Origin of the sequence: Bartonella sp. TS25HLJMH (assembly GCF_042193505.1) — a bacterium.
GTDB lineage: Bacteria > Pseudomonadota > Alphaproteobacteria > Rhizobiales > Rhizobiaceae > Bartonella > Bartonella grahamii.
This window is the reverse complement of the sequence record NZ_JBHILV010000019.1, coordinates 1-25,115: the sequence shown is the minus strand read 5'-3', so window position 1 is coordinate 25,115 and position 25,115 is coordinate 1. Positions and strand designations below refer to the sequence as shown.

Here is a 25,115-nt window from a genome sequence, read left to right as displayed (position 1 = left end):
CCTTCTTGAATGCTAAAGACTTGGCAACCGTTATTTGCTCCCAATGCGCTCACACGGCAGCCACTCACGATATAATGCCCATGGGCACGGTCGTACGTCGCAATAGCTTGCATGGCGGGTTCAAGCAATGAGGGGGATTTTTGATCAATCAGAACACCATCTTGTAAAATATAAACGGGAAAGAAAGTGCCACTCTGCGCATCCTCTTTCAGTGCCCAAATAAGCTTTGCTGTTTCGCGTGCGGCTCCAGGCTCTCCTTCTGCCAAGGTGCCAGGAACTTGCCCCAACAGCTCTGGATCATCTTCGTGTGTTATCCATTTTTTTTGTAGCTTCACACCAATTTCCAAGCGCCCAATCATGGCAACATTGTTGAGTACAGCAGGTGCAACGGGGAAAATATCGCCTGCGATATAAATCTTGCCATCCGTTAAAGTGACGGTCCTTGTCTCTTTGTTGACAAAAGCATCAGCTCGTTCAACGCGATCTCCTTCTTGTGCCACAAGGCGCCCCAAGCGGTCATGCCGTCCCCTTATAATGGTTTGAACCTCATTCAGTTCACCACTTTGAATAAACGGACGCGTGCCGTAAAAGACAACGCTTTGTTGTTCCTCTTTGCCGCGAGATCTGTCAATTGCAAAGGGTAAACCACTTTCATGCTTCATATTAAAACCTCAATAAAATCTTGAATTGTTCGCGAACATCGGCACGCAAAGGAATATTAATGGGTGTTTTGAGTATCTCTACACCGCCCTTCAGTTCATTGGCGTCACACCAAAGCTTGCCAGGGGGTGTCTGCTCTTTTAGGGAGCCATGAACGAGAAGGGAAACAGAGGCGGTTTGTTTGCCGTCAACATCGTGAAAGTCTGTGCGTGCTGCCAGAAACAACAGAGTGCCTGTTGTGGAAGGGTTAAATCTGTTACCACAATGGCTGTAAACCCCCTCCAAAGCTTGTTCGACAGGCGCTACAGCATAGCATCTGCGATACCCAATCACGCCATCTTGGCTGTCTCTTAACACGAGATAAAGCGTGCGACCATGAAACCATTCTGCCATCAGCATATCGCGTTCATGTTTTTTGACCGAACACCACGGAAAGTTTGCCATGTCCCATGGATAATCAATTTGTTCCCAGCTTAACTCTTCATCCCCATCCTCTATCCAATTGCCAATAAGCCTGCCTTCTTCTTCTCCCAGCGTGTGATTGATTTCTGTTGTGCGTCCAAAGGAAAACAAAGTGCCCCCAGCTGTTAAGTGAACACCGCTTTCATACTCCAACATGCTGTCATCAAGGCGTGACATATTGCCTTCCATGGCTTGTACATCATAACCATAGGTCCCTCGACGAAAATCAGAGCGCAAACTTTTGGAAAGGTCGGTAATTGCTTCAATGGATTCAAGGCTTTTCCGTTCAGGCAACTGATCAAAATCAAGTTGAAAGGAGTTCCACCATGCCCGCCCCGTCCATGCGGGCGTAAAGCGTGCCGAAATCCCTAGCCATTCAAGCCCCACCTCTATTGCAGCAAGGGAGCCGCGAATATTTTGCCATGCAAGACCCTGATCAATTAAATCATAAAGGCTAGAAAAATAAGGGTTTAATTCTTGTAAGCCATATTCGTCTATTAAAAAGGGCAACCAAGAAGGCGGACGCGTGATAAATTTCGCGCGAGGTATTTCTTCGAGTGCAGTTTTAACGTGAGGGTCAAAAGCCATTGCTTCTGCAAAACAACGTTCAAATAAGCTAGAATTCGGGGGCAAAAGTGAGGAAAGCATCAATAAGCACGCCCCCGTTCAGACAAAACAATATCCCCTAGTGCGATCGCTTCATCAGGTGCGACCAAAATATCCTCAAAGGGTTGCGTTATGTTTACATGGTGAACGCCTTCAACCATCAAGCGGCTTAGTATCCAACTTAAAGACAAATCACGCCCAAGCCTTTGCGCACGCGCCCATTCTGCTCTTAAATTCTGCTCCGCTCTTTCCAAAACAAAGGAGCCTTCATCCGGTAACAACCAAAAATCAGCAGAAACATTGATCATCCGTTGCACCGCGCTTTTCACAAGGATGTGGTCATTGGTCATTTTAACATAGGGGGCATCAAGGGCTGCTTGTACCTTGGCAATCAAAGCTTCATCAGCCACCCCTGAAGAGGCGTCACTAAAAAGCGCAACATGAATAAGTGGACTTTTACCCTCACGATAAACAAAAGCATCTTTGACATGGATATCGCTTGAGAGGGCAAAATATTGGTAACGTGGCGCTGTGCCACCTGTGGAATGTCCTTGTCTATTCAAGCGAATACGGCGGCGCAAACGCTCATCATCTTCATCCAAAAGGCGCGTGACCCCATGAAAATCCCCCAAATGATCTAAACTTGTTCCACGCGCAAATGTGAGTAAATTATCCCGCGCCACTTCATTAATCCGCTGGCGCAATAGCAACTCTTCATAAGCGGCCGCTTGCAATTGAATGACCACCGGATCATAAGCCGTCTTTTCCACATTATAAGGAATATGATGCGCTGCAAAAAGCTCAGTCAAACGCGTGATCTTTTGCTCTAAAATGGCTTCAACAGAAAGCTCTTCAATAATTTGTGGGAGAGGGAGTTGTGGAGGGGGAATTTGTGGAATGGATAAAGGTTCAAACTCAGTCATCACCAACCTCTAAATCAATACTCATTGGCTCTTTGTGTGACCAATCCCCCAAATGCCCATTGGGATAAAAAACACCCGTTAAAACAAAATGGAATGTGCCTTCACGCGTTGCTTTTGTCAGATCAATCCTCTGCAACGAAAACCCAGGCTCTCCACACTCTGGATCATCGAGTGCTTCAACAATTGCTTGATAAAGCTGCATCATCGTCGCAGGATCAGCATTGGCGTCTTGGAATGCTCCAACATCACATCCATAATGACGACGCAAAACCCGTGTCCCAATCCTTGTCGTCAAACATTTACGGAGTGACTGTTGACAATGGTCCCAACCATATAAAAGAGAGCCATCCTTTTCGCTCATCCCGCACCGCATGCTTTAAGCCCCTTTGCTTGTCTTTGTGGTAGAAACCGTTGGGGCCGCAGCAACAACAGGGGCTGGTTTTTCAGCAATCTGACCAAGCAGCAAAGGGTATTTTGCTGCCTCTTCACTTAAACAAATTTCCTCACCTTTGCCCGGTGAACGTTGACCAGCAACAAAATCGGCATTGGTTAAAATAACATAAGTGTTCTCACGCATGATAAACTCCTTTAAAGGGGGTAAGAGGTTGTGGAGGGACCCATTTTGACCCCACCGTGTTTGTGGCTTGCGCCAACAGATTTTTGATTGTGCTGCAAATCTTCTGCTTGAATGTGCACACTACCCGTTAATTCAACACGGGTTGATTGATGAGAAAGCACCAAACCTTTTTCACTCAAATGGATTTGGTTTTCCCCATGGGAGAGAATGAGTTCATCCTTCGTGATACGCAAAGCGCCACCCGCATAACACAGAGCAAGTTCTTGGAAAGAGCGTGCGGGATTAGGTGCATCCTCACTATAACTATCGCGCACCACCAGAGAGGCAGAACCAATTTCGCCATGGGGATTTAACAACCGCACCGGATCACCAACATGGAGGGGCATATTGCTTGAGAGAGCGCCAGAAGCCTCTTGCGCTTGTAGCCAAGGCGATAAAACCGCTTGTCCATTGGAACCCTGTTCGGAAAGTTTCACCCGCACCCTATGGCCATCAACTTGCACAACCCGCCCGATCATGTGTTGGTTGGCAAGACAGCGTTCAAGCGCATCAAGACGCTTCATGATTTGCCGCAAGGTATCACTTAAGAGATGTGCGTCATTCATGCCCCCACCTCATTATCCCATGAAATCAAACCACTTTTGAGTTGTCCCTCATCACAAAAAATATCCTGTCCCAAATGATATAAATCTTGGTGCCATTCCACCACGCTTATCGATACACCACGCTGCTTAATCGCCACAGAGACAATCGGTTCAATTTGCACCTCACGCGGGGCACTCAAATGCGTTAGCCCCCACAATTGCCCGCTATGACAAAGCACCGCAATAGCTTCTGCCAGAAGCCAACTGGAAACATCACGCTCTTTACCTGTGGTAATAATAAAAGCCCCTAAATGAAAATCCGCACTCATGTGTCCACTTGCTACAGAATTGAAACGGCTTTCTAATACCGCAACCCGTATTGCTGGAGCCACCAGCATCTGTGTTTCAAGTTCTTCTAAGTTAAAGCGTCCAAATTGACAGCCGCAATCACGCACATCCGGCAAAGCGCCTTTAAGGCTCCCTATCACCGCTTCACGAAACTGATTAATACGCCCTGCTTGTGTGATCGTTTGACTCATGAAAAGACCCTTTCCAGCCAATCTTCTGCCGCTTTGACAATTTCCACTTTATTGCGCTCTGAAAGCCCCAAATAAGGGCGTGCGGGCATGGTCACTTGATGCACACAAACAAAGCGGTGTGCATTACCGCTTTTAAGAAAAAAGCGCAGTGTCTTGCCATTTTTCGGGTGAATAACCCCACCCAATTGATGAATCCGCGCATAAACCAACCCAGAGCCCACAATCACCTGTTCTGGTGAAGCTTTCATATCAATGGAGCGTGAAAGCGCCCCACTGGCATAAAGAATGGAGGTGCGGGCATGATTGTTTTTCCACTTCTCTCCTTGGGGAGAGGTTTTTTCGCTTTGAATCCGCCGCCTTGTGCTCTCTTGGATAAGACGCCCCACCCCTTGTGCCAAAGTTCCCATCGAGCTCTCAGCGCCTTTTTGCAAAAAGGATAAAGCCGCTTCAAGCCCCATCTCTTTAATCTCAATATGGGTTGAAACAGACATGTTACCTTCCCATCAAACGCGGCTTAGCATGGAAAAAAGCCCCATCACGCACGGGACCATCTTCGCTCATAATTTTAGGCTCATCTATGCCTAAACCCGCTTTGCCTTCCGCAATGCGTTTCAAGAGTTCAACCGCCTGTTTGTAACGATCTTCAATGGTCGTGGTCAGTGCCGTATGGCGTATGGCTAAATTATAAACAGCAATATTGACACAGATCATACCCAAAGCCGCCGGCTGTCCAGCAATGGGGACGCAGTAGCGATGAGACAAATGCACATCAATCTCACCGCTTGCCTGTTCGAGAGCGCGGGCAATGGCTTGCTCTAAAAGAACTGGATCAGAATTCTCATCCATCCCGCATAAATCGTCCAAGAAATCATCACCCCAGAGCTCTTCAATCAATCTTTTGCTTGCATAAGCCATGTTTAAAAGTTTCCCTTAGACAACTTCTTGCAACAAAACGCCGGCATCTTTTGCGGCAACCAATTCACACACACGTTCCCCCACACGCACCCGTTTACCGCCTGACAAGCCGATATCTGGATCATTGATCACTCCAGACAAACGCTCGCCCAACTGGGCACTAAAGCCCCAACTGATGACCGATCCATCCGCCTGTTGTTTGGTGGGGTCAATATAAAGCAGTGCAATCTTATTGCCCCAGACCCGCGCCAATTGTGCTGTGCGCCCTTTGCGGGCTAAATTCACTTGCGATTCACCAATGAGTAAGCGATCGGGGTGTATTTCCATCAGATCTGCAAATTGCGCCTTGGTGACAAAACCATCAGCAGTGCCCCCACCTTTAACAGCTTTGATAATTTTCGGGTGACGTTTGAGTTTTGACCAAACAACTTTACCCATCACAATGGTGTTGGGCGTATAGACGAGACTTTTATCCATCGCCTCATCTAAAGTGGCATAAGGATCAGATTTCTCATAATCACTGAATTTATTCTCACCTTTAAGCGTTATCACGCGCTCTGATGCGTAATTTTCACTTCTTTGCACAAGGGCTGCAACACGCACTTCACGCCCCAATTCTAGCAAATTGGCAAGTCCTTCCACAGCTGTCTTTTCGGGGTTATAACGAGAGCGTCGCTCCGCCCGTGCGCGTGCCGCTGCTTCAATATCTGAATTGGGAATCAAATCATCAAGCCCGTAATCTTTGACACTGGCTTCCCGTTCAAAGGCAGAAAATTCCACCACATTTGGGCGCCCTTTTCGCCCAACCTCAAGTTCAGGAACGGTAAAATTTTCCGCTAAGGGAAATTCACTATATTTAAACACCTCACTTAAAACAGAAACGCGTGGCAAAACTTTATCGCCAATAAGAGAACCTGCTGGATTGCGATAACCAATAGCAATAGCAGTGAGTGTTGGATCAATGGGAAAAGGTCTGTTCATTTTAAGCCTCGATTAATTAATTTTAAAAGAAATAACATCACCAGCAGAACCATCACTCATGGCAATACCAATGGTGCGATCTGCTGCTTCTGCCCTTATGGCGTGCCCCTTTGGGTCAGAGGTCAAAAAATCACCAAAGGAAACATTGCCTCCACAAACCACTTCGCCCCAACCACATTGGCCAACATCAAGCATCTCACCAGCTTTGGCTTCACAAGACCCAGCAGTCCCTAATAATTTATCACCCTTACCAGAAGCCGTTGCCACCATTCCCTCACCGCGGGCTGCAACAATGCAATAAGGTGAGATCACATCTCCAGCGCGAAAAGATTTAATTAAAATCATCGTACTCATGATTGGCGCTCCTTTTGCTCGCTAATATACTCAACCGCTTGGCTAATGGTGATGTCGAAGCCTTTTTTCTTCTGCTCTTCCTGATAATGACGTGCCGCAAGGGCAACCTCTTCTGGAGCAAGCTTTGGTTCTTGTGCTAAGGCACACACTTCTAGAGGGCTTGTTGAGGCAAGCGCCGGCAATTTTTCTACCAAACTTTTAAAATGCTCCATCCCCCCTTCAAGGGCACAGAGCGCACGATATTCCTCGCGAGCAGCCGGCAAAATCTTGCCCTCTTCAATGGTCTTATCTAAAAGACTCTCAATGGCACTGTTTTTTTGCTCTTCTTGCAAAAGCGCTAAATCTTCTCGCGCTTTTTTTAATTGGGCATTTAATTCCACGCGTTCCTTTTCGCGCGCTTTAAGCGTTGCTAAAACCTCATCCGCTTTAGCATCTTCTGCCAGCGATAGTGCACTGGCAATGGCTGTCAAATCCATCATTTTCTCCGTCAAAGTTATAGGGGAAGGCTGTTCACGGCTTAAAGCCGTCATGACAAGGGCTGGACGGTTCACCAAACCAGCACCGGCTAAATTCAAAATTTCACCTTTCTTGGAATGGCGAAACTCGGGCGAAAGATAGCGATATTCTCGGGCAATAATCTTTTTGGTAGCCATATCGGTCCATTTAACACGCCCCCAAATCGCACCATCCCGCTCTGCTAATTCTTCAATCCAACCACTGGCAGGTGCTTCTAAACCATTTCTCGCACGGTGATGTTGCCCATGCTCATAATCAATCACAAGCGGTCCTTTATTGGCTGCAAAAGCTTTTAAAATAGTTTGCGGGTTATAATGCCATTGCCTTCCATCACGTGCCTTCACATGGGGCGCTTTGGGCAACAACTCTACCCACTCAGGCGCTTGGCTAATGGTGGCGTCTTCACATGAAATGTCTTGGCATAAAACGTCTGGGCAAAGATCTATTAACGCAGCATGAAATGTCCCATCATAAAATGTCTGGGCATCCCCATCTTTTTGATCTTCGTGAAATTCCTGTTCCATACATTGCCTATTGCTTTACAATTGTCATTGGCAATACAATGCATGAAACTGACTCCTACTATAAGTCTGACACTGTCAGTCAAAAGAGCATTTCTCAAAAAAACACTCTTTTCCCTATTATTCTCCTTGTGAGAGAAACCCCCGTGCTAAACCATCCCATAAAATCGTTTTCAAAGGCACTTCAAAGGCGATAGAGCGCCGTTGTGAAGTGAGAGGTACAATTTATCATCTTATACAAAAAAAGCCTCTCTCAAGCCGTTTTTTTTAAAAGATTGCTTTTTGGCTTAAAAACATTATATCATTGGAGGTAAGGTGTGAGCCAGTTTTGCCAGGACGGTTTTACCGGACCTGCGAGGAGTTGACCGCCCTCCACGCCTTCTTATTTTCTCAAACATCGGCTCTCTTCACAAAAGCCAACATGGTTTTTCTCAAGTCGTTTTTTGAGAGATTGCTTTTAAACTTTTAAACTGTTACATTATCTTCGAGGCGTGAGCCAGTTATACCAGGACGGTTTTACCGGATCTGCGAGGAGTTGACCGCCCTCCACGCCTTCTCATTTTCCTCGCCTCTTTTCCGTTAAGAACACAAGACTTTCTTCCTGTTGTTTTCTTTACAACAACCTCTCGCCCTTTTTTTCAGCCGCATCCAATAAGCGTCCAATTTCTCTAGAGCTTTTTTTATGCATAGAGGTCAGCCACCATTCTTGTTTGCTTGCCACAAATTTAACCGCTAAGCGCCACCATACCCCATCATTTTCACCAAAAAAAATAACGCCCTGCGTATCTTTGCGTCTGATAATTCCATAGGGGCGGATGAGTGTTTGAATGGCACCACGAAAATCATCCAAGTGAAGAGCTCGCGCTTGATGCTCTAACAAAATATGTTTCACACTGTCTGAGGATAAGCGAATAAGAGAATTTTCCGCTGCAAAAACATCACCCACCTTTTGTGGTATCGGTGCAATGGGTATAAAGCCGCGCGGCATCCGTCCTTCAAACATGGCTTCCAAAATTGGCGAACCCACAATATCTTCAAGGGCAATGCGCTTGCGATTGTCCCCCATCACGGAAATTTTATCACTCAAAAAATGATTTAAATTTTGCGCCCGATGTTTCCCAGGGTTCAAATGCCATCCAGGGTCAATCCCCTTTGGTATCTTTTCAACTTGTCCCGTTCGCTTATTGTGCCAAACCTGCTTTTTAACATGAAGTGGCTCTGCCCCCTCTTCATAGCCTAAATTGTCTGCTTCATAACGGCTTACCTGTCGCACACTGCATTTACACCGCCAACCATTGGGTGGATAAAGCCAATCCCAAACCGGATCATCAACAGGTGCAGTAAACCCCACCCAACTTTCATGTTCTAAACGCTTATGTTCTGAACTCGACAAAGCATAGGTGAGATAGGGCAAAAATTCTTTATTATTTTGTGTGCGCTCCCATTCACCTGCCGCATGCGCACTCATGGTATTGGCCCAATAGACCGTTTCTAAACGCCGTGGGCTGCCCAATTGCACCACGCTCTTTTCACCGCTTACAGGATCAATTGCTAATTTTTTCCCCCACCAACCCTTTTCCTGTAAAATCGGCATCAGATTTTTTTGAAACTCTTGAAAAGGAACTTGATGTTTTATGGCTTCTCCAACGGCTCGCTTAAAATCATCCAAAATGTCATAGCCTACCGATTTTGCCACCGTAAAGGAAAAAGCATGTTCTTCTGGTGCCACATCACGCCAATCAAAGCTTGGAACAAGTGCCTTGGCTTCAAAATAACGGGTGACCTCTTTAGGGGCGGTTTTAAAAAGTTCCTCATCCATGATACCCAAGCCCACGTGCAATCATTTGTACTTTTGCCAAGCGCGCTGCTAATGCGTGATGATCCATTTTACCGAGCAATTCATCCAAGCCTTTTAGGATATCCTCATAACTTTTTGCTTCTCTCACAAGCTTTTTAAAAGGCTCTAAAAGGGGTTCTAAGTCCTCTTCCCAGTCACTTAAAGCTTCTTCAGAAAGCCGGTCCAATTCGTCGTGATATTTCCCACCCTGCTCTTTTCCACCCTTGCCCTCTCTTGTCACAGAAACATCAAAAGCACCCCCACAATCAGCACAAATAGGAGCCTTTTGTCTTGCCTCACCATCCTCTTGTCCCCTCTCATCATCAAGCGCATTATCAGGAGCCTTTAAAACATCTTCTTCCTTTTTTGGTTGCGAAAAGCCAATCTTATTGCGCACTTCTTGCGCCCCAACACGCAAACCTAAAGGCACGAGTTTTTCCAGCGCATCACTAATCGCTTTAATATCTTCATTTTCCGAAATCGGCCAATAGACAAGGGGAGTGCGCTCTTGGCGCCCAAAATTAATCTCAACAAAGGGCACAATTAAATCACGATTAGCCGTTAAAGCTAATTGGCGTGCATCAGCTCTGGCAATATCATGGCGCACATTTTCATGAATGCGCGCTTGCGAAAAGGACGAACCATCATCCGTCGTCATCGTTTGTCCCAACACACCCTTTGAAATCTGCCGATCTAAATATTCCGCCTTGACACCAAAAACCGCATTGCCACTGCCCCCTGCCGCTTCAATAAATTCAATCTCCATCTCTTTGGGAATAATTGCTGCCGCATCACTGGATAAATCACGCACTGCTTGAATGAGAACCCGCCGTTCCTCATGAGAAGAGCTCGCACCATATTTGCCAACACGCAACGGCATGCCGTAAACTTCTAAGAAGGCCATCCAATCTTTCAGCGTATAAGACTTAAACAAAAATGCCCAAGCCGCAAGCCGTGCAAGCCCCGTGCGGATAGGCAACCCACTTTTTAACTTTGGGCGATGAATGGAAAATTTATAAGCAGGCAACTCAATACCATAGTGAGAGCCCTCTTCTTTTAAACGCAAATGAAAACCATCCCGTCGATCCAATTGAAAAAACCGCTGGTCACGCCATTTCCAAGCAACCGGCCACCATTCCTTGGCACTCTTGTCCCACAAGGTTTCAACAACCGCATAGCCTTTTCCCAAAGCATCTAACAAATCCGTCACATAATCATCAACAAAAGTGGGTGCACTAATCACTTCTCGCACCGCATCCGCAATCTTTTTGTCCAAGGCACTGTTGCTTGCGGCAATCACTCCAGGCTCTACCCCTGTGAGAGCATTTTTACGCATGCCAAGCACAGCTCGATAATGTAAATCACGCTCTTCCATATCATCGGCAAGTTGGAAAAACTGCTCTGGATGCCCCCGTGCTGCCTGTTGTAAAATATCAGCAAGTTGCGCAGGGGTCAGACCACTGACAATGGTTTGTGACCACACATCACGAACACCGCCAATGGTAGGCGCTGCCACCTCCCGCTCTAGCCCTTTGATATGAAGCGCCCTGCCCCACTGATCTAAAAGTTTTACCATCTCATCATCCCATCAATAAATCTTTGATCGCATTGTTGAAAAAAAAGGGGTTGAAAAGAGCGAGCTTTCCTCAAAACGATAAGCCTCTCTCACAGGTGTATAATCATAAATTTCAGGAGTTTGGCGGCTGGCAAAATAAGCCAAAGCGCAAGCAATCGCGCTATCCCCATGGCGCATAAAACCGTCACTGCCTTTAAAGCGATGATTGTCTGGAATTTTCACAATGCCATTGACATAAGCAAGCGCTTGATGATCGGCAACAATGTCACTATCGCGCGGCAAAACAATGGACCCATCGCCAAAAGCTTCCAAATAAGCCGGCATTTCTTTGCCATACCAACTTTGCGACAATTGTACTTCCCTCACACAAGCCCCATAACGCTGCGCCGCCTTTTCCGCTAAATAAGCCCCATTGCCCCGTGCATCCAAAGCGCCCCCCAACAAACGCGGCAAGCCATTCACCACATAAAATAAAATCTCTCTTTGTTGATCAAACGGCGTATTGCGCAATTCCACCATAAACCGGACACGGCGCACCAGATCTTGCCCCACTTCCATCACCACAATGGATGTCGCATCACCCGATCTGGCAAAATCAACACCAAAAACATGTTGGCGCCGTCGGTCAAGCCCAATATGAAGAGGCTTTAAGCGCCCCTCACACCAATTAAAAGCAGCTTGACTTCGTTGATAATCCGATTGATTTTTAAAATCATCCACACAAGCAAAACGCAACACCGCAATATCAGGCGCACAACAATTTTCAATCTGCAAACGCGTTAAAGCCGCTCCTTCTTGATCGGCCGGTATGGCATCTAATTCTTGGCGCATAGCAGCCAAACGCACCCCATAAGAGGCACGAATCTGCTGTTCCCATCGTTGTTCAGATGCTAAACTCCACACCTCCCCCTTCATGGCACAAACTCGTTTAAACAAGCCATTTTTAACCGCTATACCAAAGGGGTAACAATGTACCGAAAAAGGCACTTTTCCTGCTCGCGCCTCACGGATCAATTCATTGAAAGGGTTTAAAACACCGTTATGGGTCGAGATCACACGGATCTTGCCTCCCCAAATCAACAAAGCATTGACCGCATCCAAAACAGAGCGCACATCTTGATGAAACGCCGCCTCGTCAATCACCACAATACCTTGTAACCCACGGATATTTTCAGGGCGGCTAGAAAGCGCCTCAATCCGAAAACCTGAAGCAAAACGCACCCGATAAGCTGAGATATATTTTGTTGACCCATCCGCCCTTTGATCAGAGAATAAAAATTCCTCCACATCCCCACTATTACGAGTGATTGCCCTGGCAAAATTGCTCACATAACCAATAAATTCACGTCCCTTGTCTCTGGTATCTCCAATATAAAAAACATTATCGCCACCAGCATTAACGGTTGCTGCCGCAATAAGGGTATCATCCAAAGCTTCCGCAAAAGTAATGCCGGTCCGCCGCCCCTTTTCAACCAATTTTAATGGGGACTTATCTTCAATCCATGCGCATTGATGCGCCATCAAAACACCTTCCTCCAAAGGATCTTGCTCTTGAGGAAAAGTACTTGCCTGCCAAATATCAAAACCGCTCTGATGATCAAAGACATGACTTTTTGAGAGGAGCTGTTCAGCCATTTTTAACCCCCAACACCTGCGCACGAATAGCCCGCGCGCGCTCTTTAGAGAGCCCCGCTGCTGCCGCTGCCATCTCAACCGCTTTGCTTGCTTTGGAAGCAAAATCTTTTTCCAACTTTTGCCGCCTCGTGGTCGACAAATGTTCAGCCGCCAAAACCCCTTTGAGCGCATTGGCCAATTCTTGTGCCGCTTTTGGTGAAAGGTTTTTGCCACTGCTTAACGTGGAAAAAATCAATTCTTTAATCGCTGCTGCCGTCAACAGAGTAATATTATCAGAAGCTTTAGCATCAAAGCGCTGCGAGAGGCTTGCTGCAATTTCACGGGTTTGTTCTAGGCGCCTTGACATCACCGCTAAACGCAAAGAATAACGATTAAAACTGGAAAAAGAGGGAATAGAAAAGCTTAAACCCGTTTCCTTTTGTAAAGCCTTCAAAGCCGCTTTAAACTCACCATAAATAGCCATTTGTGTCTTCTCACGCCCATTTAAAGCCTCAGCAGCCGCAGCAATAATCTGATCACAAGCTTGCGGCAATAAATCAATCGCCGTTAAGCGTCCACGCCCGACCTTGCGCATCCTTCACCTCGTCTTTTATTGATGAACGTTTAGGCCGCTTAATCCCCTCAATGGAAAAGCTCCGGTCTAAATGACGTGCTCCCCGTTCTGTTAACGCCGCAAGAAAAACCGAACCCACACATTTTAATGTGACAGCGCCTTGATCTTCCATAAAAGCCAGTTCATTATGCACAAAATCGCGATCACGCCGGATGCCATAACTGTATAAAAGCCGCTCGATCATCGCACTCGATAAAGTTTCACTGCGCTCACAAGCAAGCCCTTTTAAAATAATTAACCGCGCTTCTTCACGGATGATTTTATCCATATCTGCTTTCATTTTTTGGCATTCTCCAGTAAAAACTCTTGCAAGCGCTCACCAATGGCTGCCACCGGTTGCAATTGCGCAGAAAGCGTGTTGAGACGACCATTCAATTTTTCCATATTCACTTCTAATCTTTGCATCGCATCGCGATCAGGCAAAAAGTCCATCTCCGTTTCTAACTTCTGCACACGCTCTTTAAGCACCACGAGATCTTTCAGCATTTCCCGCGCGCCAGAAGAAAAATAAGCTCTCAAAACCCCACAAATCGCAACAATCGAGAGCAATAAAGACAACCAGCCATTGGCAACACTGATATCCAAATTCACTTGAAAGCCCCCTCTCTTTTGCCTAGAATTGCTTTAACCGCAGCTCCTCTACGCTGTTCGCAAATCAATAAAGCAGCGCGATCACGCCCCCAATAGTGCACCACTTCGCGCGCATTCAAAGCACGCTCTGGCAATAAAGCTGGGCGGGCACACGCCATGCGAACAACAGGCGGCAATTCAACCGATAAAAACTGATACGCAAAACTATCCCTTAGCTTGGTTGTTGAGCAAGCGCACACGCTCAAGCTCAATACCACAGCCAATAGTTGGCAATACTGCATTGACCCCCTCCATTTTCACAAGCTTTTGTTCCAAAGCCGAAATCACCCCTTGCGCTCGATGCTCGGCTTCAAACGCTGCTTGCCTTTGCCGCTCCTGCGCAAGCTGTGCACGTGCTGAAGCCTTGGCAATCTCCAACTGCCAATACAAATCACGCGCCTTTTCCGCCTTTAAAACTTGCGCTTTCATAAAGCCAAAAGCCGCAAACATCACACTGACCAAAAACAACAAACCAAAAGACAGTTTTGAAAGTGGGCTAAACATTGCGCTTATCCCCCCACCCCGTTATCTCCACCCCATCATAGGAGCTGCTCTGCCGCTTATGGGAATGTTTCCTATTGGAAAAATCCAATGAACCAAAACCACGATGCACACCCAGATTGCCAACAAGTATCGCCACCATCGAAGGAATAGAAATACCTGCCATATCAACAATATGCGGTGCCCCCCACAAACCACCAGAAACGAGCAAAAAAATAACCCCCCAAGCAAACCAAAAGGACCACCACAAATAGAGCCTAGAACCACGATAAGACGGTTTCATGCCTTCACCTCGCCTCCAAGTCCCAAAAGATTTTTGGCGCGGTTTAAATAGCTCAAACGTTGCACAAGTCCATTCTTGCCCCCATTAATCGCCTTGGTAATTCTGAGACAATCATCTTGATCTGCTAGCTTATTCAAACCTCTCATCTGCCAAAACCAAACAGCAGACCAAAGCGCTGCTGGAAACTTTTCCAGCACTTGCGGAAATGCTTCACAATCAACCGCTTGTTCATCGACTAAGCGCCAAAACTTCGCAAAACGACGATAATTATTGCGCCCCGTTAATTGGATTAAACCACGCCCCTTAAAGCGCACACCATCCCCAGGGTTGACATTGCCTAAATCACGCCGCCCCTCATAAGCGCGCCCAGAGGCATATTCACAAACGGTAAAAAAACCATCACTCTCATGGGCACATTGGCTTAAAAAATGTGCAACACGCAAACGTGTCGTGATCGCCCCATAAGATAAAGCTTCAGGCAACACGCGTGCCATTTCAACAATAATAAAATCTTGGCGCGCATGATGCGTCAGTTTAGGCGCAAGGCGATGAAGAAAAGAGGCATCTATTGAAATCATAACAAACCACTCAATGAATAAAAATCCATTCGCAGTTTATGAAATCTCACGTCCCCAATATAAGCCTGACACTGTCAGTCAAAACTCTCAATACTCATAAAACTCTGGGAATAATAAACCTTGTGGTTCTTGTGAAGAAATTTTCTTCTTCAAGCGATAGGCTGTACGCACATGCATACCAGAAACAGCAGCTGCAGCATCCACCGACCAGCCTTTTTGCAACGCTTGCACCATTTTTTGCCGCCGTTCAGCATCTCTGCCAAGGGGGATCAGAAGGCGCACACCAGAACCATTAAAACAAAAATGGTTGATGAGTTGCTCAGCTTCTTCAAACCCAACAATTTCAATCAACCAATCGGCATTTTCAAGACGCCCGGGTATATAAACTTCTCGTCCTCCAAAAGCCCGCATCATATTCCATGCTGCTTCACTGCCCGCAACATCAGCTATTTCACGCAATAAGGCAGGAAAATCGCTATAGATTTCCTCTTGCATGCATGCTTACCCCTCGCTTTTAACACTTTTACGGATTTTCCGCCCCCAAACATTCATCACTTCTCTAAAGTCGCCCCCACTCATCTCACCCAAAGCTTTACCACTTAACGCCATAACACTTTGATGAAAAGCTTCCACATCAAACACAGCATCGGGATTCAAACACTTCCATTGGGCACGCAAAATCAAATATCCTGGCATTTTCTGCCAAGAATCTTGAATCTTTTTCCCTCTCCAGTCAACCCCGCCCTCACGCTGCAACCAACCTTTCAACGCCTCAATGGCTTTGCTCGCATCATCGCTATCGCGTAAAAAGCGGATATGATCAATCCCTGTTTGCCTTTTCACAAAGGCAAGCAATGCCTTATCTGAACGATCACGGATCAAGCCAAGATTCCACCCAGCAATCCAGAGCGCCTGTAATTTCTTAGCATATTTACCCTCTAAACGCTTCACATTCGGCTCAAAACCACACGCTTTCATTTCAGCGACGACTAAACGTTTCTCTAAAAGGTTCAAATCTTTCGCCGATTGCTTGCCTGTCAAGCGATAGAGCAGTGCGCGATAGGTCTCATCATCAAGACCTAAAGCGCGTTTTCCCATATGAAGGACAGCTAAAGACATCTCTCCCCCCTCACGTCTTCGCCAGATCAATGGTCACCGCACGCCAAGCGCTTTCTAATGTATCGCGCTCATAAAAACGCACATATTCCTTGGATGTTGTCACTCGGAATGACTCACGGATCGCCCGCATCGCCTCATTCCAACGTGGATCATCAATATCCAAACGCAACAGCATAAAGATCTCCCCCCGATTCACCTTGCCTTCTTTATCCGTATTAAAAGCACGCGTAATAATCGCACGGATTTCAGGTCGTGCATCCGCAGACCACTCATTCAAGCACTCATCAAGAAGACTTTTGGCAATTTGCAATTGCGGTCCAAAATCAACACTTTCCTGTACCTGCACCTTAATGCGTTGCAAACCATCAAAGCTTGTGTAAGTACAATTGCCCTTTTTGCCACGCCGCTCCACACCATATTCTTGCGCAAGCAAGCTATCAAAATCACTCAAATCCGCAATCGTATGGTTGTTAAAACGTGCAATCCTTGCCGATAACTCTTTCGCAAAACCCATAATTTTGCGCACCGTTTCATCCTCTAACAAATCCGCAGGGCGGATCAGGCTTACCGGCACCAAAGCCCCTTTTGCATCCTTCATATAACGCGTACCTTCAAGTTCAATTTGTGGATTCATCACCAACTTCCTCCTTATGTTTTTTGAAACCGACGAAATGGCACAACTTCCCCTGAAGAAGGCGCACATCCCGCTTTCAATTGCCAACGACACCGCAAAAGTTCATGCCCTAAAATGTGGTTATAGCCTGCCAAGCGGCGCAAATAATCATTCAATTCTCGAACATCTTTCGCACTTAAAAAAATCCCATCCAGTTCATGTTTTAACAAGGCAGAGCGCAAAGCAACCAAGCAATCTCTCACCATATAAGGGTTCCGTTCCATCATTTTCCGCCTCCAAAATCCATATAAATCACACGATTGCTCTCATCCGCATCAGAGCTGTCACACTCAGCCAAAACTTCTGCAACTTCAGCTTCCAAAACCGCATCCGCTTCCCCCAAACGGTGAACACTCAATTCCAATTCAAGCGATAACGCCAAATCAACACACAATTTAAGCGGCTCTCCAATGTCAAAACCGCGTTGATAATCGTCATAAAGACCAACAAGCGTATTGGATAATTCTTTGTCGCATAAAGGGATCATGCCAATTCCTCCACGTCACGGTTTTTCCATGCCGCTTTGACATGTTTCAGGGTCACCTCACACCCATCTCCAAGCGCGGCCATACGTGCCAACATCATGGTTTTGTCAATTTGCCGCAAAGCTCCAGCCTTTAAGCCAATCCCTGTCAAAAACTTTATCGCACCAACATCCTCAATCCCCCAATCATGAATGCGCGCTGCAATATCCTCACTATAGGGCTTGCGCCGTTTCAGATGCATCGCCAAACGGCTTTTAATTTGCGCATAAGAGGGACCATTTTGACGATGAACCAACCGCCCTGAGATCTCATCATTGCCAACCAAAGCCAACCCTGTGCCATTAATATCAACAAAATGGCGCAACTGATTAATCGCCTCATCCGTTAAATTTTGTGCCTCATCAACGATCAACAACGTGCCACCACCCACGCGCTCTAATTTCTTACCAATCGCACGCGTTAAGCGGGTGGGATTATATTCCACCACTTCCAATTCTGCTGCCATATCATTCAAAATACCGTGAACACTGCGCGTATGTGGGCTGGCTGTCACCAGATAAACATGCGGGCGGGTAGAGCGATAATGGCGGCAAGTTTCGGTCTTGCCACTGCCCGCATCAAGCGTAATCATCACCATATCCCCCGTGCTTTGTGCCAGTGTTAAAGTATCAATGATCTCACTGGCAATTCGATTCCTCTGAAAGGCTGGTTTTTCAGGGATCTTCTCCAAAAACCCCGCCGTTTCCTTTAAAACCTCAACCCATTGTTGAACTTTTGCATTTTGCTTCCCCAATTGCCCCGCATAACTGCCAGCATACCATTGCGAAAACGTCCCATCCGGCATCCCTATGCGCCGTGCCACCTCTGCTTTCGACCAATCATTCATTTTTCCTATAGTTCTCACCGCATCCACAAGCTCATTCCATAAAGCAATGTCATCACTGTTGCGGTTTTGTGCTGTTCCATTAGGCTGGATTTTAGGTCGCGCCCAAGGATTTTTATCGACCGTTGCATTTATCGCGTTTTTCATCTATAATCTCCCTCTCGTATTGATCTAGATTCTTATGGATTTTAGATTTTATTGAATGGGTAGGCTCCCACCTACCCATTTTTGTTACTCTAAAGCCGTACGCGATACTAAAACGGCTTCCTTACAAATTCCCCTTGGTTCTTTCTCACACATCGGGGAACCTGCTAACTTCACGCTCCTCACCTGATAAGCAAAGACACCTGAAAATTTAATTGTATTGATTTAAACTTTGAATGGATTAAGATTTCTCCCCCCCCTTTCTTTGTTAAATCTTCAACCCCGCACATGGACCTCAACCGGTCCCCTTAAATCCCCCCTCTCTTTTCCTAGTTCCTTATTCTATTGCTTGGGAAACTTTATCACCTCACGCCCCTCATCAGAGGCGGAAAGCTTTCTCAAAGCTTTGTGCAAGTGTTGACTGAATTCTTCCTCCCCCAAAACCTCATCATCGTCTGCTGTCAAAGCTAAATTCCCCACATTGTTTGGCATCAAGCGGCTCACCTTTGGCTTTATCGGAAGCTTCGATTTGAACGCTTCATCCTTTTTCTCAAGGCGCCCATAAACATCTGCCAAGTGATCAGGCGCAAGCTTTGCCGCTAGCTGTTTTTCTGCTTTAACAGCCTTCACATATTCTTTACGCAAACGCCCATTCAAGCGCGCCGCCTGCTGGTCATAAAAACCTACATCACAAAGGCATGGTGCCAAACAAAGCAACCGATTGTTCAAATCATAAACCCGTAAATCTTGATGCAAATTATCCGGATCAAAGCGTACAATCACTTTTTGCCCCGCATGCTCATTCAACGCCCGCGCCCAATAACGATTGCCATAAAAATGAACCTCGCCCGTCCCCTTTTGTGTACGCAATGCCTCAGAAGTTAAAAGCCATAAAGCCCGTTGTGCCGCCGTTGCTTGCCGAATAATCGTCCCCTCGGCTTGCAAACTCTCTGCAAAGGTCTCATCAAAACTGCGCCCCGCACAATTAACCGCCTTACGCCCTGCTTGCCCATTATGTGCACAAATTTGCGCACCAACATGGGCTTTAAACGCTTCAAATCCTATCGCGCGCTTGCCATAATCTTCAGGCTTGGCATCCGGTTTATTGCCCGTATAAGCCCCCGCACAAAAGGGATGTTTGGAAATCGCTTCTGCCAAATCACGCCATGCCCGCTCAATCGGTTTAGACTGTCCGCTATAAGGGGTGGTCCATTGCAATTGCACCCCCAAACTCGTCAAAAGCCCTTGCGGATCATCCGGCTTAATCTTAAAACGAAAGCGGTTTTGCACACCTCCAGAAATCCACTTACTGGTAAAAGCACGCCCATTATCCAAGGTCATACGCTCTGGTATCCCATAAGCTTCCACCATATCCCCAATCACCAAACGCACGATTTCCCAAGTCTCAGCATCTGACAGACGCCACGATAAAATCTTGCCCGAATAAAGATCTTGAATGGCAATCAGATAAAGCCGCACAGGCTTTTCTGTCCAAGGAACATTCACAAAAACATCCAGCTTATGTCCATCCATATTCACCGCTTGCAGTGCATGCAGGCTCGAGCGATCACGCCGCTGTGCCGGATAAAGCTTTTTTGCCTTTTCTTCTCCCTCACGCGCTAAAACCACAACCGCTTTGGAAATTTGTCTTTCAAAACGACGCCGCAAAGCCCGCTCAGAAGGAATGGGCTCAAAACCCCGCTCCTGCGCCACCATCACCATGCGCCGATAACACGCTGAAAAAGCAGGTTTAGAGGGGCGCAAATAATCCGAACAAAAAACCTCCCACGCCCCCTCATGACACGGCGCAAATTGCGAAACATTCTCCTCACCATAACAAGGTGCAAGCGCTGCCAACCAATCAGGGCGCTCATACCCCTCCACCATCTGCCGCCAATTAAAAAGCGACATCCGGCTCACACCAAATTGCACCGCACTTAAACTTGCCGCATCATGCACACCCATACCGGCATGGAGCAAATCTTCCCAAAAGCAAAGTGCCTTCAAACGCTCTTCACAGCGCCTTTTATGCGCCTTTGAAAGCCCCTCATAACGCACCCAAATACTTGTCTTTTGCTCCCCTTGCGTTTGTTTCACATCAACAGCCCCACCAAACCGCACCAACAATGCCGCCCGTGCCTCCTCCGGCAATAAGGAAATGTGATACTCCCAAACCGGCTTGGTTTTGCCTAATGTTTGGCGAAACAATTGTGTATTCAAACGCCATTTCTTAAGCGCAAGATTGTTGAGACCGATTTTTGTTTTCGGCAACCCTGGCAAAGCTGCCTCAGCCAATTCGGCAATACGAAACCATTCCTTCATGGCTGCCCCCTTTTAATGCGAACCGGCGTTGCGCGCATGGCTTTCAATCGCGCTGCAATCTCCCGCTGTTCCTGCTGGAGCCGCGCAATTTCTGCTAAACGCGCCTCATCTCCTTGCAACAGCAACAATCCATCTTCACTCACCACCTCATCCCAGAGCCAAAATGCCTCTGTCGCCCGCACAAATGCCTTAAACCGCGGCAGGGAAATATCCACCTGCTTACTTTCCGCAACATATGCATCCAAACTGGCCTTACTTAAACACCCAATCCCTAAATAATGCGCCATACGCTCCGCAATCACACTGCGCTCAACCCGGCATTCTCTCAAAGCACGCGCCATGGCACGCTTAATGCGTGAGCGAAACCGCCCTAAATCAATCTGCGCAACGGGTTCACGACAAGGAAAAACCGGCTTTTGAAAAAAATCAAGCTGCCCGCAACCATGCCTCTTCATGCCTGCTCCTCCCCTTGTTCTCTTGCAAGATAATCACAAAACCGCGCCTTTGTCTGCGCATCTGCTCTCTGCCAAACACCCAATAACTGAGCAAAAATCCGTTCCTGTTCATTAATTTGCGGAGGTGTATTAATCCCATTGACCAAATCAACAGCCCGCCGTAAATCCCCCTCAACCTGTTGCAAAGCAATTGCCACACGCCGTTGCGCAACCGGCTCCATCTTCGCCAACTTCAACAACTGCGCTTGATTATCTGCCAAGGCTGTCCCCCGCAAAACAGAGCGTAATTCTGGCTGTAAATGCTGGGCAATACAGTTGAGACGTTTCACGACATCTTGAGAGAAACCAATGCGGTCCGCCACATGTTTAGCAAAAGATAAAGTTCTCCTCTTGCCATCTTCTCCCTCCATTTGAGCAATAGGGTCAACTTGACCCAATTGCTTTAAATGTGCATCACCTCCGATCAAAGGTGCAACTTGCACCTTTGATTTTTCATCCCCTTCACACCCAATTTCATGATGCTCTGAAGAACCATCATTTGGCAAAGGTGCAACTTGCACCTTTGCCACTTTGTCCTTTGTATATTGATTACCACCGATCAAAGGGTAATGTTTACCCTTTGATTTTCTGTCGCCACCACGTTGAATCTCCCCATACTTCTTTTCCCACAATTCGCGGTAAGTCTGGACAAAAAGCGCACGGTCAATAACAGACAATTCATTGCGAAACAGATTTTCAGCCACTTCTAAAAGCGCGGCATTGTCCTTATCAGCCTGCACCACAACGGCATCAATGTCACTATAGCCCAAAAGCTCCGCAGCACGCAGCCGATGCGCACCAGCAATAAGCGTGTAATTACCCTCTTTAGCATTGGGGGTATGGCGCACCGTAATCGGATTCATCAATCCCTCCCGCGCCATTGATTGCGCAAGTGCCTTGGCATGCTCATCATCCACAGGGCGTATACGCTTCGGTACCACAATCACATCAAGAGCAAGCTTTTGAAACTGTGCCATCACGCCGCCGCCTTTCTGATCTCTTTAAAGAATAAATCCATCGCACGCCCCGCCCATCTTTGATAAGCTTTCGCAAAAACTGGTTCCATTAACCGCCGGTTAATCACCTGCAGTGACAGAGAAATAGAAGTCCGCTGCCGTGCTTGTATGGCAACAATACGCCGCCGCGGCACCTCAAACTGATAATGCAAGATATGAATAACAATCTGCCGTGCTAACGCCGCATCAAATAAGCCATGCGGAGGGTCAATAATATACCGGATCGGCAGATGCTTAAATCCACTACTCACGGCTTTTAAAGAACAGGAAAGCATCACCTGTAAACGTTCAACTTCTGAATAAGGATTAACGATATCGTTTCTGACATCTGGGGTCCATAAATTACAAGCAGCAACCATAACCACCTCCAATAAAGCTAATCTGATCACCACCTATGGAAAACAAAACTACCCAAACGGCTGTTCTATGATGCAACTCTATGCAATTTATCTTGCCTATTTCGTACTGATCTTTAGACATTGATAAACCTTTTTATCTTATGGTATTTAAATTCATGGCAAATGCGCAAAAACGCAAAGCCGTGTAACGAAGTTTAAGCAGCATTACCGCGCAAAGCAGAATGCGCACGCGAATCTGTGTTGGCATGTTTTGCTGCTTTAAAAATGCGACGGCGACTTTTGGGGTAGCGGTCGCTAAATACTTGCTCGACGGGCAAGCCAATAAAATCGGCAATAGCGCGTTCGGCTTTCTCGTTAGACCGTGTCCAAATGTGTTGAACACTGGATGACGAGAGTTGATAAGCTTTCGCAAGCTCCGCCAAGGTCATGTTACGGCGGCGTAGCTCGGCTAAAATACTATGGCGATCCCATACTTGTGTGATAGTCATAAACTTCGCTCCTGCTTTAAACGGATGCTCCCACATCCGTTTTTTGTGGGGTTAATTGTAAAATATCTGCCCTCTATATCGGGCGGTAATAACAGTTAAAACCATTTTACGGGTTTGTCAACCCGTAAAATGGTCTTAATGGGTATTTTTTTGGCACGTTTAGAAACAGAACCTAAAACACCATTGGCAAAACGCCTACGTGAAATAAGACGAATCCTCGGAAACGAAGAACGCGGTGCTTTTGCCAAATCTCTTAATTTGGCAAAAAATACGCTTGCAAATTATGAGCTTGGTATAAATGAGCCACCAGCATCTATCGTAATTGCCTATCACAAAATTTATGGCGTAGACTTTCATTGGCTTCTCACTGGAGAAGGCGAAATGTTTACAGACATGGAAAAGGCGAAAGCAGCTGGTTTTAAACCACAAACTATCCCTACTGGTCTCATGAAAAAGCTTGGTCGCGTGGCTTATACAACCTATCGCGATGCTAAAATAAAACTCCCCCCTGAAGATATAGCGGAACTCGCGGCAGAGCTTTGTATAAAGTTGCAAGAGCTTGTTCAAGACATCAACGATAGCGAAGAAGTAGAGGCAACTTTCCCTCTTCTTAAAATTCATTTAAAGCGTCAAATAGAGGCTGAAAAAGAACACTCCAAAGCTGCACAAAATACGGCTTAATGCTACTCTAAAATGAATGGGGGAATCTCTTTTTTAAATCCTGTAATTTAAAACGAGACTCAATATGAATAAGGAGCATTTTTGGCACGCCCCGAACTAGAACCTAAAACACCATTGGCAAAACGCCTGCGTGAAATAAGACGAATCCTCGGAAACGAAGAACGTAGTATCTTTGCGCAACGGCTTAATTTACAACGTAATACCCTTGCCAATTATGAAATTGGAGCACACGAACCAACATGCTCAACAATTAACGCCTATTATACGGCCTATAACATTAATCCTCATTGGCTCGTTACGGGTGAAGGTGAAATGTTTAGTGACATGGTAAAAGCGAAAGCAGCTGGTTTTAAACCACAAACTATCCCTACTGGATTGATGAAAAAACTCGGTCGCATAGCTTATACAACCTATCGCGATGCAAATATAAAGATCCCTCCTGAAGATATAGCGGAACTCGCGGCGGAACTTTGTATAAAGTTGCAAGAGCTTGTTCAAGACATCAACGACACGGAAGAGGTCGAGCTCACCTTGCCTCTTTTAAAACTGCATTTAAAGCGTCAAATAGAGGCTGAAAATGCACATCCAGAAACTACATAAGATACAGCTTAATGCCCCTTTAATATGAAAAATCGATATGAAAATCTTTTTACATTAAAAAAATAATATAACTATTTGATTAATAAGTATATATTGCCTCTAAAAATAGATAATCATCAATAGGTGAAAATCTTTTTTGCTTTTTTGGTCATTTTGGGCTGATTTTGGAGTGAGCTTCACAATTTACCGAATTTTTTTCACAGGGTCTTCAAAGGCGGTTTTCTGGGCTTTCACAGACTTTTCAAAATTTTTCACAGGGTTTTCACAGACCTTTCAAAGCCTTCTCTCATTTTTACCATGAAAACGCACTTTTTTCTGATTTTCACTATTTTTCGCTCTTTTTTACAATTTTAGGTGTCAAAATCCAATTTTACAAAGAGTGCATTTAATGGTAAAAATTATACATAAAAACAACAAATTACCACGTGTTCCTACCTAATCCCACCTAATCCCACTTAGTATAAAACCTAGTGTCAAACTACAGTACCAATTTATTTTTTCTCAAAGAGTTTTAAAGATGTTCTCAAAGGGTCTTCAAATGCTTTTCAAAGGGTATTTAA

At 46.1% G+C, this 25,115-nt stretch carries 36 protein-coding genes; 2 read left to right on the top strand and 34 right to left on the bottom strand.

Annotated features, from left to right (window positions below; translation table 11 throughout):
• From ACFINF_RS07795 to ACFINF_RS07630, 34 genes are all read right to left on the bottom strand, one after another.
• On the bottom strand, nucleotides 1-662 hold a 662-nt coding region (locus ACFINF_RS07795), incomplete at its 3' end, for a DUF4815 domain-containing protein (RefSeq protein ID WP_375620382.1).
• 1 nt (nucleotide 663) lies between these two features.
• Nucleotides 664-1,770: a phage tail protein gene (locus tag ACFINF_RS07790; protein ID WP_375620381.1), complete on the bottom strand. Its 1,107-nt coding sequence runs from the start codon at nucleotides 1,768-1,770 to the stop codon at nucleotides 664-666.
• A complete protein-coding gene (locus ACFINF_RS07785; protein WP_375620380.1) occupies nucleotides 1,770-2,651 on the bottom strand; it encodes a baseplate J/gp47 family protein in 882 nt (293 codons plus the stop codon). The genes ACFINF_RS07790 and ACFINF_RS07785 overlap by 1 nt, the downstream gene beginning before the upstream one ends.
• Nucleotides 2,644-3,024, bottom strand: coding sequence for a GPW/gp25 family protein (locus tag ACFINF_RS07780; protein WP_375620379.1), 381 nt, complete (start codon nucleotides 3,022-3,024; stop codon nucleotides 2,644-2,646). Before ACFINF_RS07780 ends, ACFINF_RS07785 begins: the two co-directional genes overlap by 8 nt.
• Nucleotides 3,025-3,027: 3 nt before the next feature.
• Complete coding sequence (locus tag ACFINF_RS07775) at nucleotides 3,028-3,228, bottom strand: hypothetical protein (protein ID WP_375620378.1); 201 nt, start codon at nucleotides 3,226-3,228, stop codon at nucleotides 3,028-3,030.
• 11 nt (nucleotides 3,229-3,239) lie between these two features.
• Nucleotides 3,240-3,833 (bottom strand): baseplate assembly protein, encoded by a 594-nt coding sequence (locus tag ACFINF_RS07770; RefSeq protein ID WP_375620377.1) that lies wholly within the window; start codon nucleotides 3,831-3,833, stop codon nucleotides 3,240-3,242.
• Nucleotides 3,830-4,351, bottom strand: a complete 522-nt coding sequence (locus ACFINF_RS07765) for a hypothetical protein (protein ID WP_375620376.1) — start codon at nucleotides 4,349-4,351, stop codon at nucleotides 3,830-3,832. Before ACFINF_RS07765 ends, ACFINF_RS07770 begins: the two co-directional genes overlap by 4 nt.
• Nucleotides 4,348-4,842, bottom strand: coding sequence for a phage virion morphogenesis protein (locus tag ACFINF_RS07760; protein ID WP_375620375.1), 495 nt, complete (start codon nucleotides 4,840-4,842; stop codon nucleotides 4,348-4,350). The genes ACFINF_RS07765 and ACFINF_RS07760 overlap by 4 nt, the downstream gene beginning before the upstream one ends.
• 1 nt (nucleotide 4,843) lies before the next feature.
• Complete coding sequence (locus ACFINF_RS07755) at nucleotides 4,844-5,266, bottom strand: gp436 family protein (protein WP_375620374.1); 423 nt, start codon at nucleotides 5,264-5,266, stop codon at nucleotides 4,844-4,846.
• A 15-nt stretch (nucleotides 5,267-5,281) separates the two neighbouring features.
• A complete protein-coding gene (locus tag ACFINF_RS07750; RefSeq protein ID WP_375620373.1) occupies nucleotides 5,282-6,247 on the bottom strand; it encodes a capsid protein in 966 nt (321 codons plus the stop codon).
• Between the two features lie 12 nt (nucleotides 6,248-6,259).
• Entirely contained in the window at nucleotides 6,260-6,601 is a 342-nt protein-coding gene (locus tag ACFINF_RS07745; protein WP_317993214.1) for a hypothetical protein, read from the bottom strand.
• On the bottom strand, nucleotides 6,598-7,641 hold the full coding sequence (locus tag ACFINF_RS07740) for a phage protease (RefSeq protein WP_375620372.1): 1,044 nt from the start codon (nucleotides 7,639-7,641) through the stop codon (nucleotides 6,598-6,600). Before ACFINF_RS07740 ends, ACFINF_RS07745 begins: the two co-directional genes overlap by 4 nt.
• A 610-nt stretch (nucleotides 7,642-8,251) precedes the next feature.
• Entirely contained in the window at nucleotides 8,252-9,457 is a 1,206-nt protein-coding gene (locus ACFINF_RS07735) for a phage minor head protein (RefSeq protein ID WP_375620371.1), read from the bottom strand.
• The gene (locus tag ACFINF_RS07730) at nucleotides 9,450-11,051 is read right to left on the bottom strand and encodes a DUF935 domain-containing protein (RefSeq protein WP_375620370.1); all 1,602 of its coding nucleotides are present in this window, start codon (nucleotides 11,049-11,051) and stop codon (nucleotides 9,450-9,452) included. The genes ACFINF_RS07735 and ACFINF_RS07730 overlap by 8 nt, the downstream gene beginning before the upstream one ends.
• A gap of 12 nt (nucleotides 11,052-11,063) precedes the next feature.
• Nucleotides 11,064-12,686 (bottom strand): hypothetical protein, encoded by a 1,623-nt coding sequence (locus tag ACFINF_RS07725; protein WP_375620369.1) that lies wholly within the window; start codon nucleotides 12,684-12,686, stop codon nucleotides 11,064-11,066.
• Nucleotides 12,679-13,260, bottom strand: coding sequence for a phage protein Gp27 family protein (locus tag ACFINF_RS07720; RefSeq protein ID WP_375620368.1), 582 nt, complete (start codon nucleotides 13,258-13,260; stop codon nucleotides 12,679-12,681). The genes ACFINF_RS07725 and ACFINF_RS07720 overlap by 8 nt, the downstream gene beginning before the upstream one ends.
• Nucleotides 13,223-13,579, bottom strand: a complete 357-nt coding sequence (locus tag ACFINF_RS07715) for a hypothetical protein (RefSeq protein ID WP_375620367.1) — start codon at nucleotides 13,577-13,579, stop codon at nucleotides 13,223-13,225. The genes ACFINF_RS07720 and ACFINF_RS07715 overlap by 38 nt, the downstream gene beginning before the upstream one ends.
• Nucleotides 13,576-13,890, bottom strand: coding sequence for a DUF2730 family protein (locus ACFINF_RS07710; RefSeq protein WP_375620366.1), 315 nt, complete (start codon nucleotides 13,888-13,890; stop codon nucleotides 13,576-13,578). Before ACFINF_RS07710 ends, ACFINF_RS07715 begins: the two co-directional genes overlap by 4 nt.
• Nucleotides 13,887-14,048 carry a hypothetical protein gene (locus ACFINF_RS07705; RefSeq protein ID WP_375620365.1) on the bottom strand — a complete coding sequence of 54 codons (162 nt, stop codon included), beginning with the start codon at nucleotides 14,046-14,048 and terminating at the stop codon, nucleotides 13,887-13,889. The genes ACFINF_RS07710 and ACFINF_RS07705 overlap by 4 nt, the downstream gene beginning before the upstream one ends.
• A 46-nt stretch (nucleotides 14,049-14,094) precedes the next feature.
• The gene (locus ACFINF_RS07700) at nucleotides 14,095-14,433 is read right to left on the bottom strand and encodes a hypothetical protein (protein WP_375620364.1); all 339 of its coding nucleotides are present in this window, start codon (nucleotides 14,431-14,433) and stop codon (nucleotides 14,095-14,097) included.
• Nucleotides 14,426-14,713: a hypothetical protein gene (locus ACFINF_RS07695; RefSeq protein ID WP_375620363.1), complete on the bottom strand. Its 288-nt coding sequence runs from the start codon at nucleotides 14,711-14,713 to the stop codon at nucleotides 14,426-14,428. Before ACFINF_RS07695 ends, ACFINF_RS07700 begins: the two co-directional genes overlap by 8 nt.
• The gene (locus ACFINF_RS07690) at nucleotides 14,710-15,291 is read right to left on the bottom strand and encodes a glycoside hydrolase family 19 protein (protein ID WP_375620362.1); all 582 of its coding nucleotides are present in this window, start codon (nucleotides 15,289-15,291) and stop codon (nucleotides 14,710-14,712) included. The genes ACFINF_RS07695 and ACFINF_RS07690 overlap by 4 nt, the downstream gene beginning before the upstream one ends.
• A gap of 87 nt (nucleotides 15,292-15,378) precedes the next feature.
• The gene (locus tag ACFINF_RS07685; protein WP_375620361.1) at nucleotides 15,379-15,786 is read right to left on the bottom strand and encodes a helix-turn-helix domain-containing protein; all 408 of its coding nucleotides are present in this window, start codon (nucleotides 15,784-15,786) and stop codon (nucleotides 15,379-15,381) included.
• Between the two features lie 6 nt (nucleotides 15,787-15,792).
• Nucleotides 15,793-16,410 (bottom strand): gp16 family protein, encoded by a 618-nt coding sequence (locus ACFINF_RS07680; protein ID WP_375620360.1) that lies wholly within the window; start codon nucleotides 16,408-16,410, stop codon nucleotides 15,793-15,795.
• Between the two features lie 10 nt (nucleotides 16,411-16,420).
• Nucleotides 16,421-17,044, bottom strand: a complete 624-nt coding sequence (locus tag ACFINF_RS07675; protein WP_375620383.1) for a DUF3164 family protein — start codon at nucleotides 17,042-17,044, stop codon at nucleotides 16,421-16,423.
• 14 nt (nucleotides 17,045-17,058) lie between these two features.
• Nucleotides 17,059-17,310 carry a hypothetical protein gene (locus ACFINF_RS07670; protein WP_375620359.1) on the bottom strand — a complete coding sequence of 84 codons (252 nt, stop codon included), beginning with the start codon at nucleotides 17,308-17,310 and terminating at the stop codon, nucleotides 17,059-17,061.
• Nucleotides 17,307-17,570, bottom strand: coding sequence for a hypothetical protein (locus tag ACFINF_RS07665; protein ID WP_375620358.1), 264 nt, complete (start codon nucleotides 17,568-17,570; stop codon nucleotides 17,307-17,309). Before ACFINF_RS07665 ends, ACFINF_RS07670 begins: the two co-directional genes overlap by 4 nt.
• A complete protein-coding gene (locus ACFINF_RS07660; RefSeq protein WP_375620357.1) occupies nucleotides 17,567-18,598 on the bottom strand; it encodes an AAA family ATPase in 1,032 nt (343 codons plus the stop codon). Before ACFINF_RS07660 ends, ACFINF_RS07665 begins: the two co-directional genes overlap by 4 nt.
• A gap of 339 nt (nucleotides 18,599-18,937) precedes the next feature.
• Nucleotides 18,938-20,917, bottom strand: coding sequence for a transposase domain-containing protein (locus ACFINF_RS07655; RefSeq protein ID WP_375620356.1), 1,980 nt, complete (start codon nucleotides 20,915-20,917; stop codon nucleotides 18,938-18,940).
• On the bottom strand, nucleotides 20,914-21,372 hold the full coding sequence (locus ACFINF_RS07650; protein WP_208438027.1) for a hypothetical protein: 459 nt from the start codon (nucleotides 21,370-21,372) through the stop codon (nucleotides 20,914-20,916). The genes ACFINF_RS07655 and ACFINF_RS07650 overlap by 4 nt, the downstream gene beginning before the upstream one ends.
• Nucleotides 21,369-22,388, bottom strand: coding sequence for a ParB/RepB/Spo0J family partition protein (locus ACFINF_RS07645; RefSeq protein ID WP_375620355.1), 1,020 nt, complete (start codon nucleotides 22,386-22,388; stop codon nucleotides 21,369-21,371). Before ACFINF_RS07645 ends, ACFINF_RS07650 begins: the two co-directional genes overlap by 4 nt.
• Nucleotides 22,388-22,786 carry a hypothetical protein gene (locus tag ACFINF_RS07640; RefSeq protein ID WP_317993196.1) on the bottom strand — a complete coding sequence of 133 codons (399 nt, stop codon included), beginning with the start codon at nucleotides 22,784-22,786 and terminating at the stop codon, nucleotides 22,388-22,390. Before ACFINF_RS07640 ends, ACFINF_RS07645 begins: the two co-directional genes overlap by 1 nt.
• A complete protein-coding gene (locus tag ACFINF_RS07635) occupies nucleotides 22,770-22,907 on the bottom strand; it encodes a hypothetical protein (RefSeq protein WP_375620354.1) in 138 nt (45 codons plus the stop codon). Before ACFINF_RS07635 ends, ACFINF_RS07640 begins: the two co-directional genes overlap by 17 nt.
• 73 nt (nucleotides 22,908-22,980) lie before the next feature.
• The gene (locus ACFINF_RS07630) at nucleotides 22,981-23,274 is read right to left on the bottom strand and encodes a helix-turn-helix transcriptional regulator (RefSeq protein ID WP_183194530.1); all 294 of its coding nucleotides are present in this window, start codon (nucleotides 23,272-23,274) and stop codon (nucleotides 22,981-22,983) included.
• A 150-nt stretch (nucleotides 23,275-23,424) separates the two neighbouring features.
• On the opposite strand from ACFINF_RS07630, the gene ACFINF_RS07625 reads away from it, so the two are divergent.
• Together ACFINF_RS07625 and ACFINF_RS07620 are read left to right on the top strand one after the other, a co-directional pair.
• Nucleotides 23,425-23,955: a helix-turn-helix transcriptional regulator gene (locus ACFINF_RS07625; protein ID WP_375620353.1), complete on the top strand. Its 531-nt coding sequence runs from the start codon at nucleotides 23,425-23,427 to the stop codon at nucleotides 23,953-23,955.
• A gap of 81 nt (nucleotides 23,956-24,036) precedes the next feature.
• Complete coding sequence (locus ACFINF_RS07620; RefSeq protein ID WP_375620352.1) at nucleotides 24,037-24,555, top strand: helix-turn-helix domain-containing protein; 519 nt, start codon at nucleotides 24,037-24,039, stop codon at nucleotides 24,553-24,555.
• Nucleotides 24,556-25,115: the final 560 nt, after the last annotated feature.

Bases quoted from the DNA above. Each gene is read 5' to 3' on its own strand.
- ACFINF_RS07790 (WP_375620381.1), bottom strand. From the start codon at position 1,770: ATGCTTTCCTCACTTTTGCCCCCGAATTCTAGCTTATTTGAACGTTGT.
- ACFINF_RS07785 (WP_375620380.1), bottom strand. From the start codon at position 2,651: ATGACTGAGTTTGAACCTTTATCCATTCCACAAATTCCCCCTCCACAA.
- ACFINF_RS07780 (WP_375620379.1), bottom strand. From the start codon at position 3,024: ATGCGGTGCGGGATGAGCGAAAAGGATGGCTCTCTTTTATATGGTTGG.
- ACFINF_RS07775 (WP_375620378.1), bottom strand. From the start codon at position 3,228: ATGCGTGAGAACACTTATGTTATTTTAACCAATGCCGATTTTGTTGCT.
- ACFINF_RS07770 (WP_375620377.1), bottom strand. From the start codon at position 3,833: ATGAATGACGCACATCTCTTAAGTGATACCTTGCGGCAAATCATGAAG.
- ACFINF_RS07765 (WP_375620376.1), bottom strand. From the start codon at position 4,351: ATGAGTCAAACGATCACACAAGCAGGGCGTATTAATCAGTTTCGTGAA.
- ACFINF_RS07760 (WP_375620375.1), bottom strand. From the start codon at position 4,842: ATGTCTGTTTCAACCCATATTGAGATTAAAGAGATGGGGCTTGAAGCG.
- ACFINF_RS07755 (WP_375620374.1), bottom strand. From the start codon at position 5,266: ATGGCTTATGCAAGCAAAAGATTGATTGAAGAGCTCTGGGGTGATGAT.
- ACFINF_RS07750 (WP_375620373.1), bottom strand. From the start codon at position 6,247: ATGAACAGACCTTTTCCCATTGATCCAACACTCACTGCTATTGCTATT.
- ACFINF_RS07745 (WP_317993214.1), bottom strand. From the start codon at position 6,601: ATGAGTACGATGATTTTAATTAAATCTTTTCGCGCTGGAGATGTGATC.
- ACFINF_RS07740 (WP_375620372.1), bottom strand. From the start codon at position 7,641: ATGGAACAGGAATTTCACGAAGATCAAAAAGATGGGGATGCCCAGACA.
- ACFINF_RS07735 (WP_375620371.1), bottom strand. From the start codon at position 9,457: ATGGATGAGGAACTTTTTAAAACCGCCCCTAAAGAGGTCACCCGTTAT.
- ACFINF_RS07730 (WP_375620370.1), bottom strand. From the start codon at position 11,051: ATGGTAAAACTTTTAGATCAGTGGGGCAGGGCGCTTCATATCAAAGGG.
- ACFINF_RS07725 (WP_375620369.1), bottom strand. From the start codon at position 12,686: ATGGCTGAACAGCTCCTCTCAAAAAGTCATGTCTTTGATCATCAGAGC.
- ACFINF_RS07720 (WP_375620368.1), bottom strand. From the start codon at position 13,260: ATGCGCAAGGTCGGGCGTGGACGCTTAACGGCGATTGATTTATTGCCG.
- ACFINF_RS07715 (WP_375620367.1), bottom strand. From the start codon at position 13,579: ATGAAAGCAGATATGGATAAAATCATCCGTGAAGAAGCGCGGTTAATT.
- ACFINF_RS07705 (WP_375620365.1), bottom strand. From the start codon at position 14,048: ATGGCGTGTGCCCGCCCAGCTTTATTGCCAGAGCGTGCTTTGAATGCG.
- ACFINF_RS07700 (WP_375620364.1), bottom strand. From the start codon at position 14,433: ATGTTTAGCCCACTTTCAAAACTGTCTTTTGGTTTGTTGTTTTTGGTC.
- ACFINF_RS07695 (WP_375620363.1), bottom strand. From the start codon at position 14,713: ATGAAACCGTCTTATCGTGGTTCTAGGCTCTATTTGTGGTGGTCCTTT.
- ACFINF_RS07690 (WP_375620362.1), bottom strand. From the start codon at position 15,291: ATGATTTCAATAGATGCCTCTTTTCTTCATCGCCTTGCGCCTAAACTG.
- ACFINF_RS07685 (WP_375620361.1), bottom strand. From the start codon at position 15,786: ATGCAAGAGGAAATCTATAGCGATTTTCCTGCCTTATTGCGTGAAATA.
- ACFINF_RS07680 (WP_375620360.1), bottom strand. From the start codon at position 16,410: ATGTCTTTAGCTGTCCTTCATATGGGAAAACGCGCTTTAGGTCTTGAT.
- ACFINF_RS07675 (WP_375620383.1), bottom strand. From the start codon at position 17,044: ATGAATCCACAAATTGAACTTGAAGGTACGCGTTATATGAAGGATGCA.
- ACFINF_RS07670 (WP_375620359.1), bottom strand. From the start codon at position 17,310: ATGATGGAACGGAACCCTTATATGGTGAGAGATTGCTTGGTTGCTTTG.
- ACFINF_RS07665 (WP_375620358.1), bottom strand. From the start codon at position 17,570: ATGATCCCTTTATGCGACAAAGAATTATCCAATACGCTTGTTGGTCTT.
- ACFINF_RS07660 (WP_375620357.1), bottom strand. From the start codon at position 18,598: ATGAAAAACGCGATAAATGCAACGGTCGATAAAAATCCTTGGGCGCGA.
- ACFINF_RS07655 (WP_375620356.1), bottom strand. From the start codon at position 20,917: ATGAAGGAATGGTTTCGTATTGCCGAATTGGCTGAGGCAGCTTTGCCA.
- ACFINF_RS07650 (WP_208438027.1), bottom strand. From the start codon at position 21,372: ATGAAGAGGCATGGTTGCGGGCAGCTTGATTTTTTTCAAAAGCCGGTT.
- ACFINF_RS07645 (WP_375620355.1), bottom strand. From the start codon at position 22,388: ATGGCACAGTTTCAAAAGCTTGCTCTTGATGTGATTGTGGTACCGAAG.
- ACFINF_RS07640 (WP_317993196.1), bottom strand. From the start codon at position 22,786: ATGGTTGCTGCTTGTAATTTATGGACCCCAGATGTCAGAAACGATATC.
- ACFINF_RS07635 (WP_375620354.1), bottom strand. From the start codon at position 22,907: ATGTCTAAAGATCAGTACGAAATAGGCAAGATAAATTGCATAGAGTTG.
- ACFINF_RS07630 (WP_183194530.1), bottom strand. From the start codon at position 23,274: ATGACTATCACACAAGTATGGGATCGCCATAGTATTTTAGCCGAGCTA.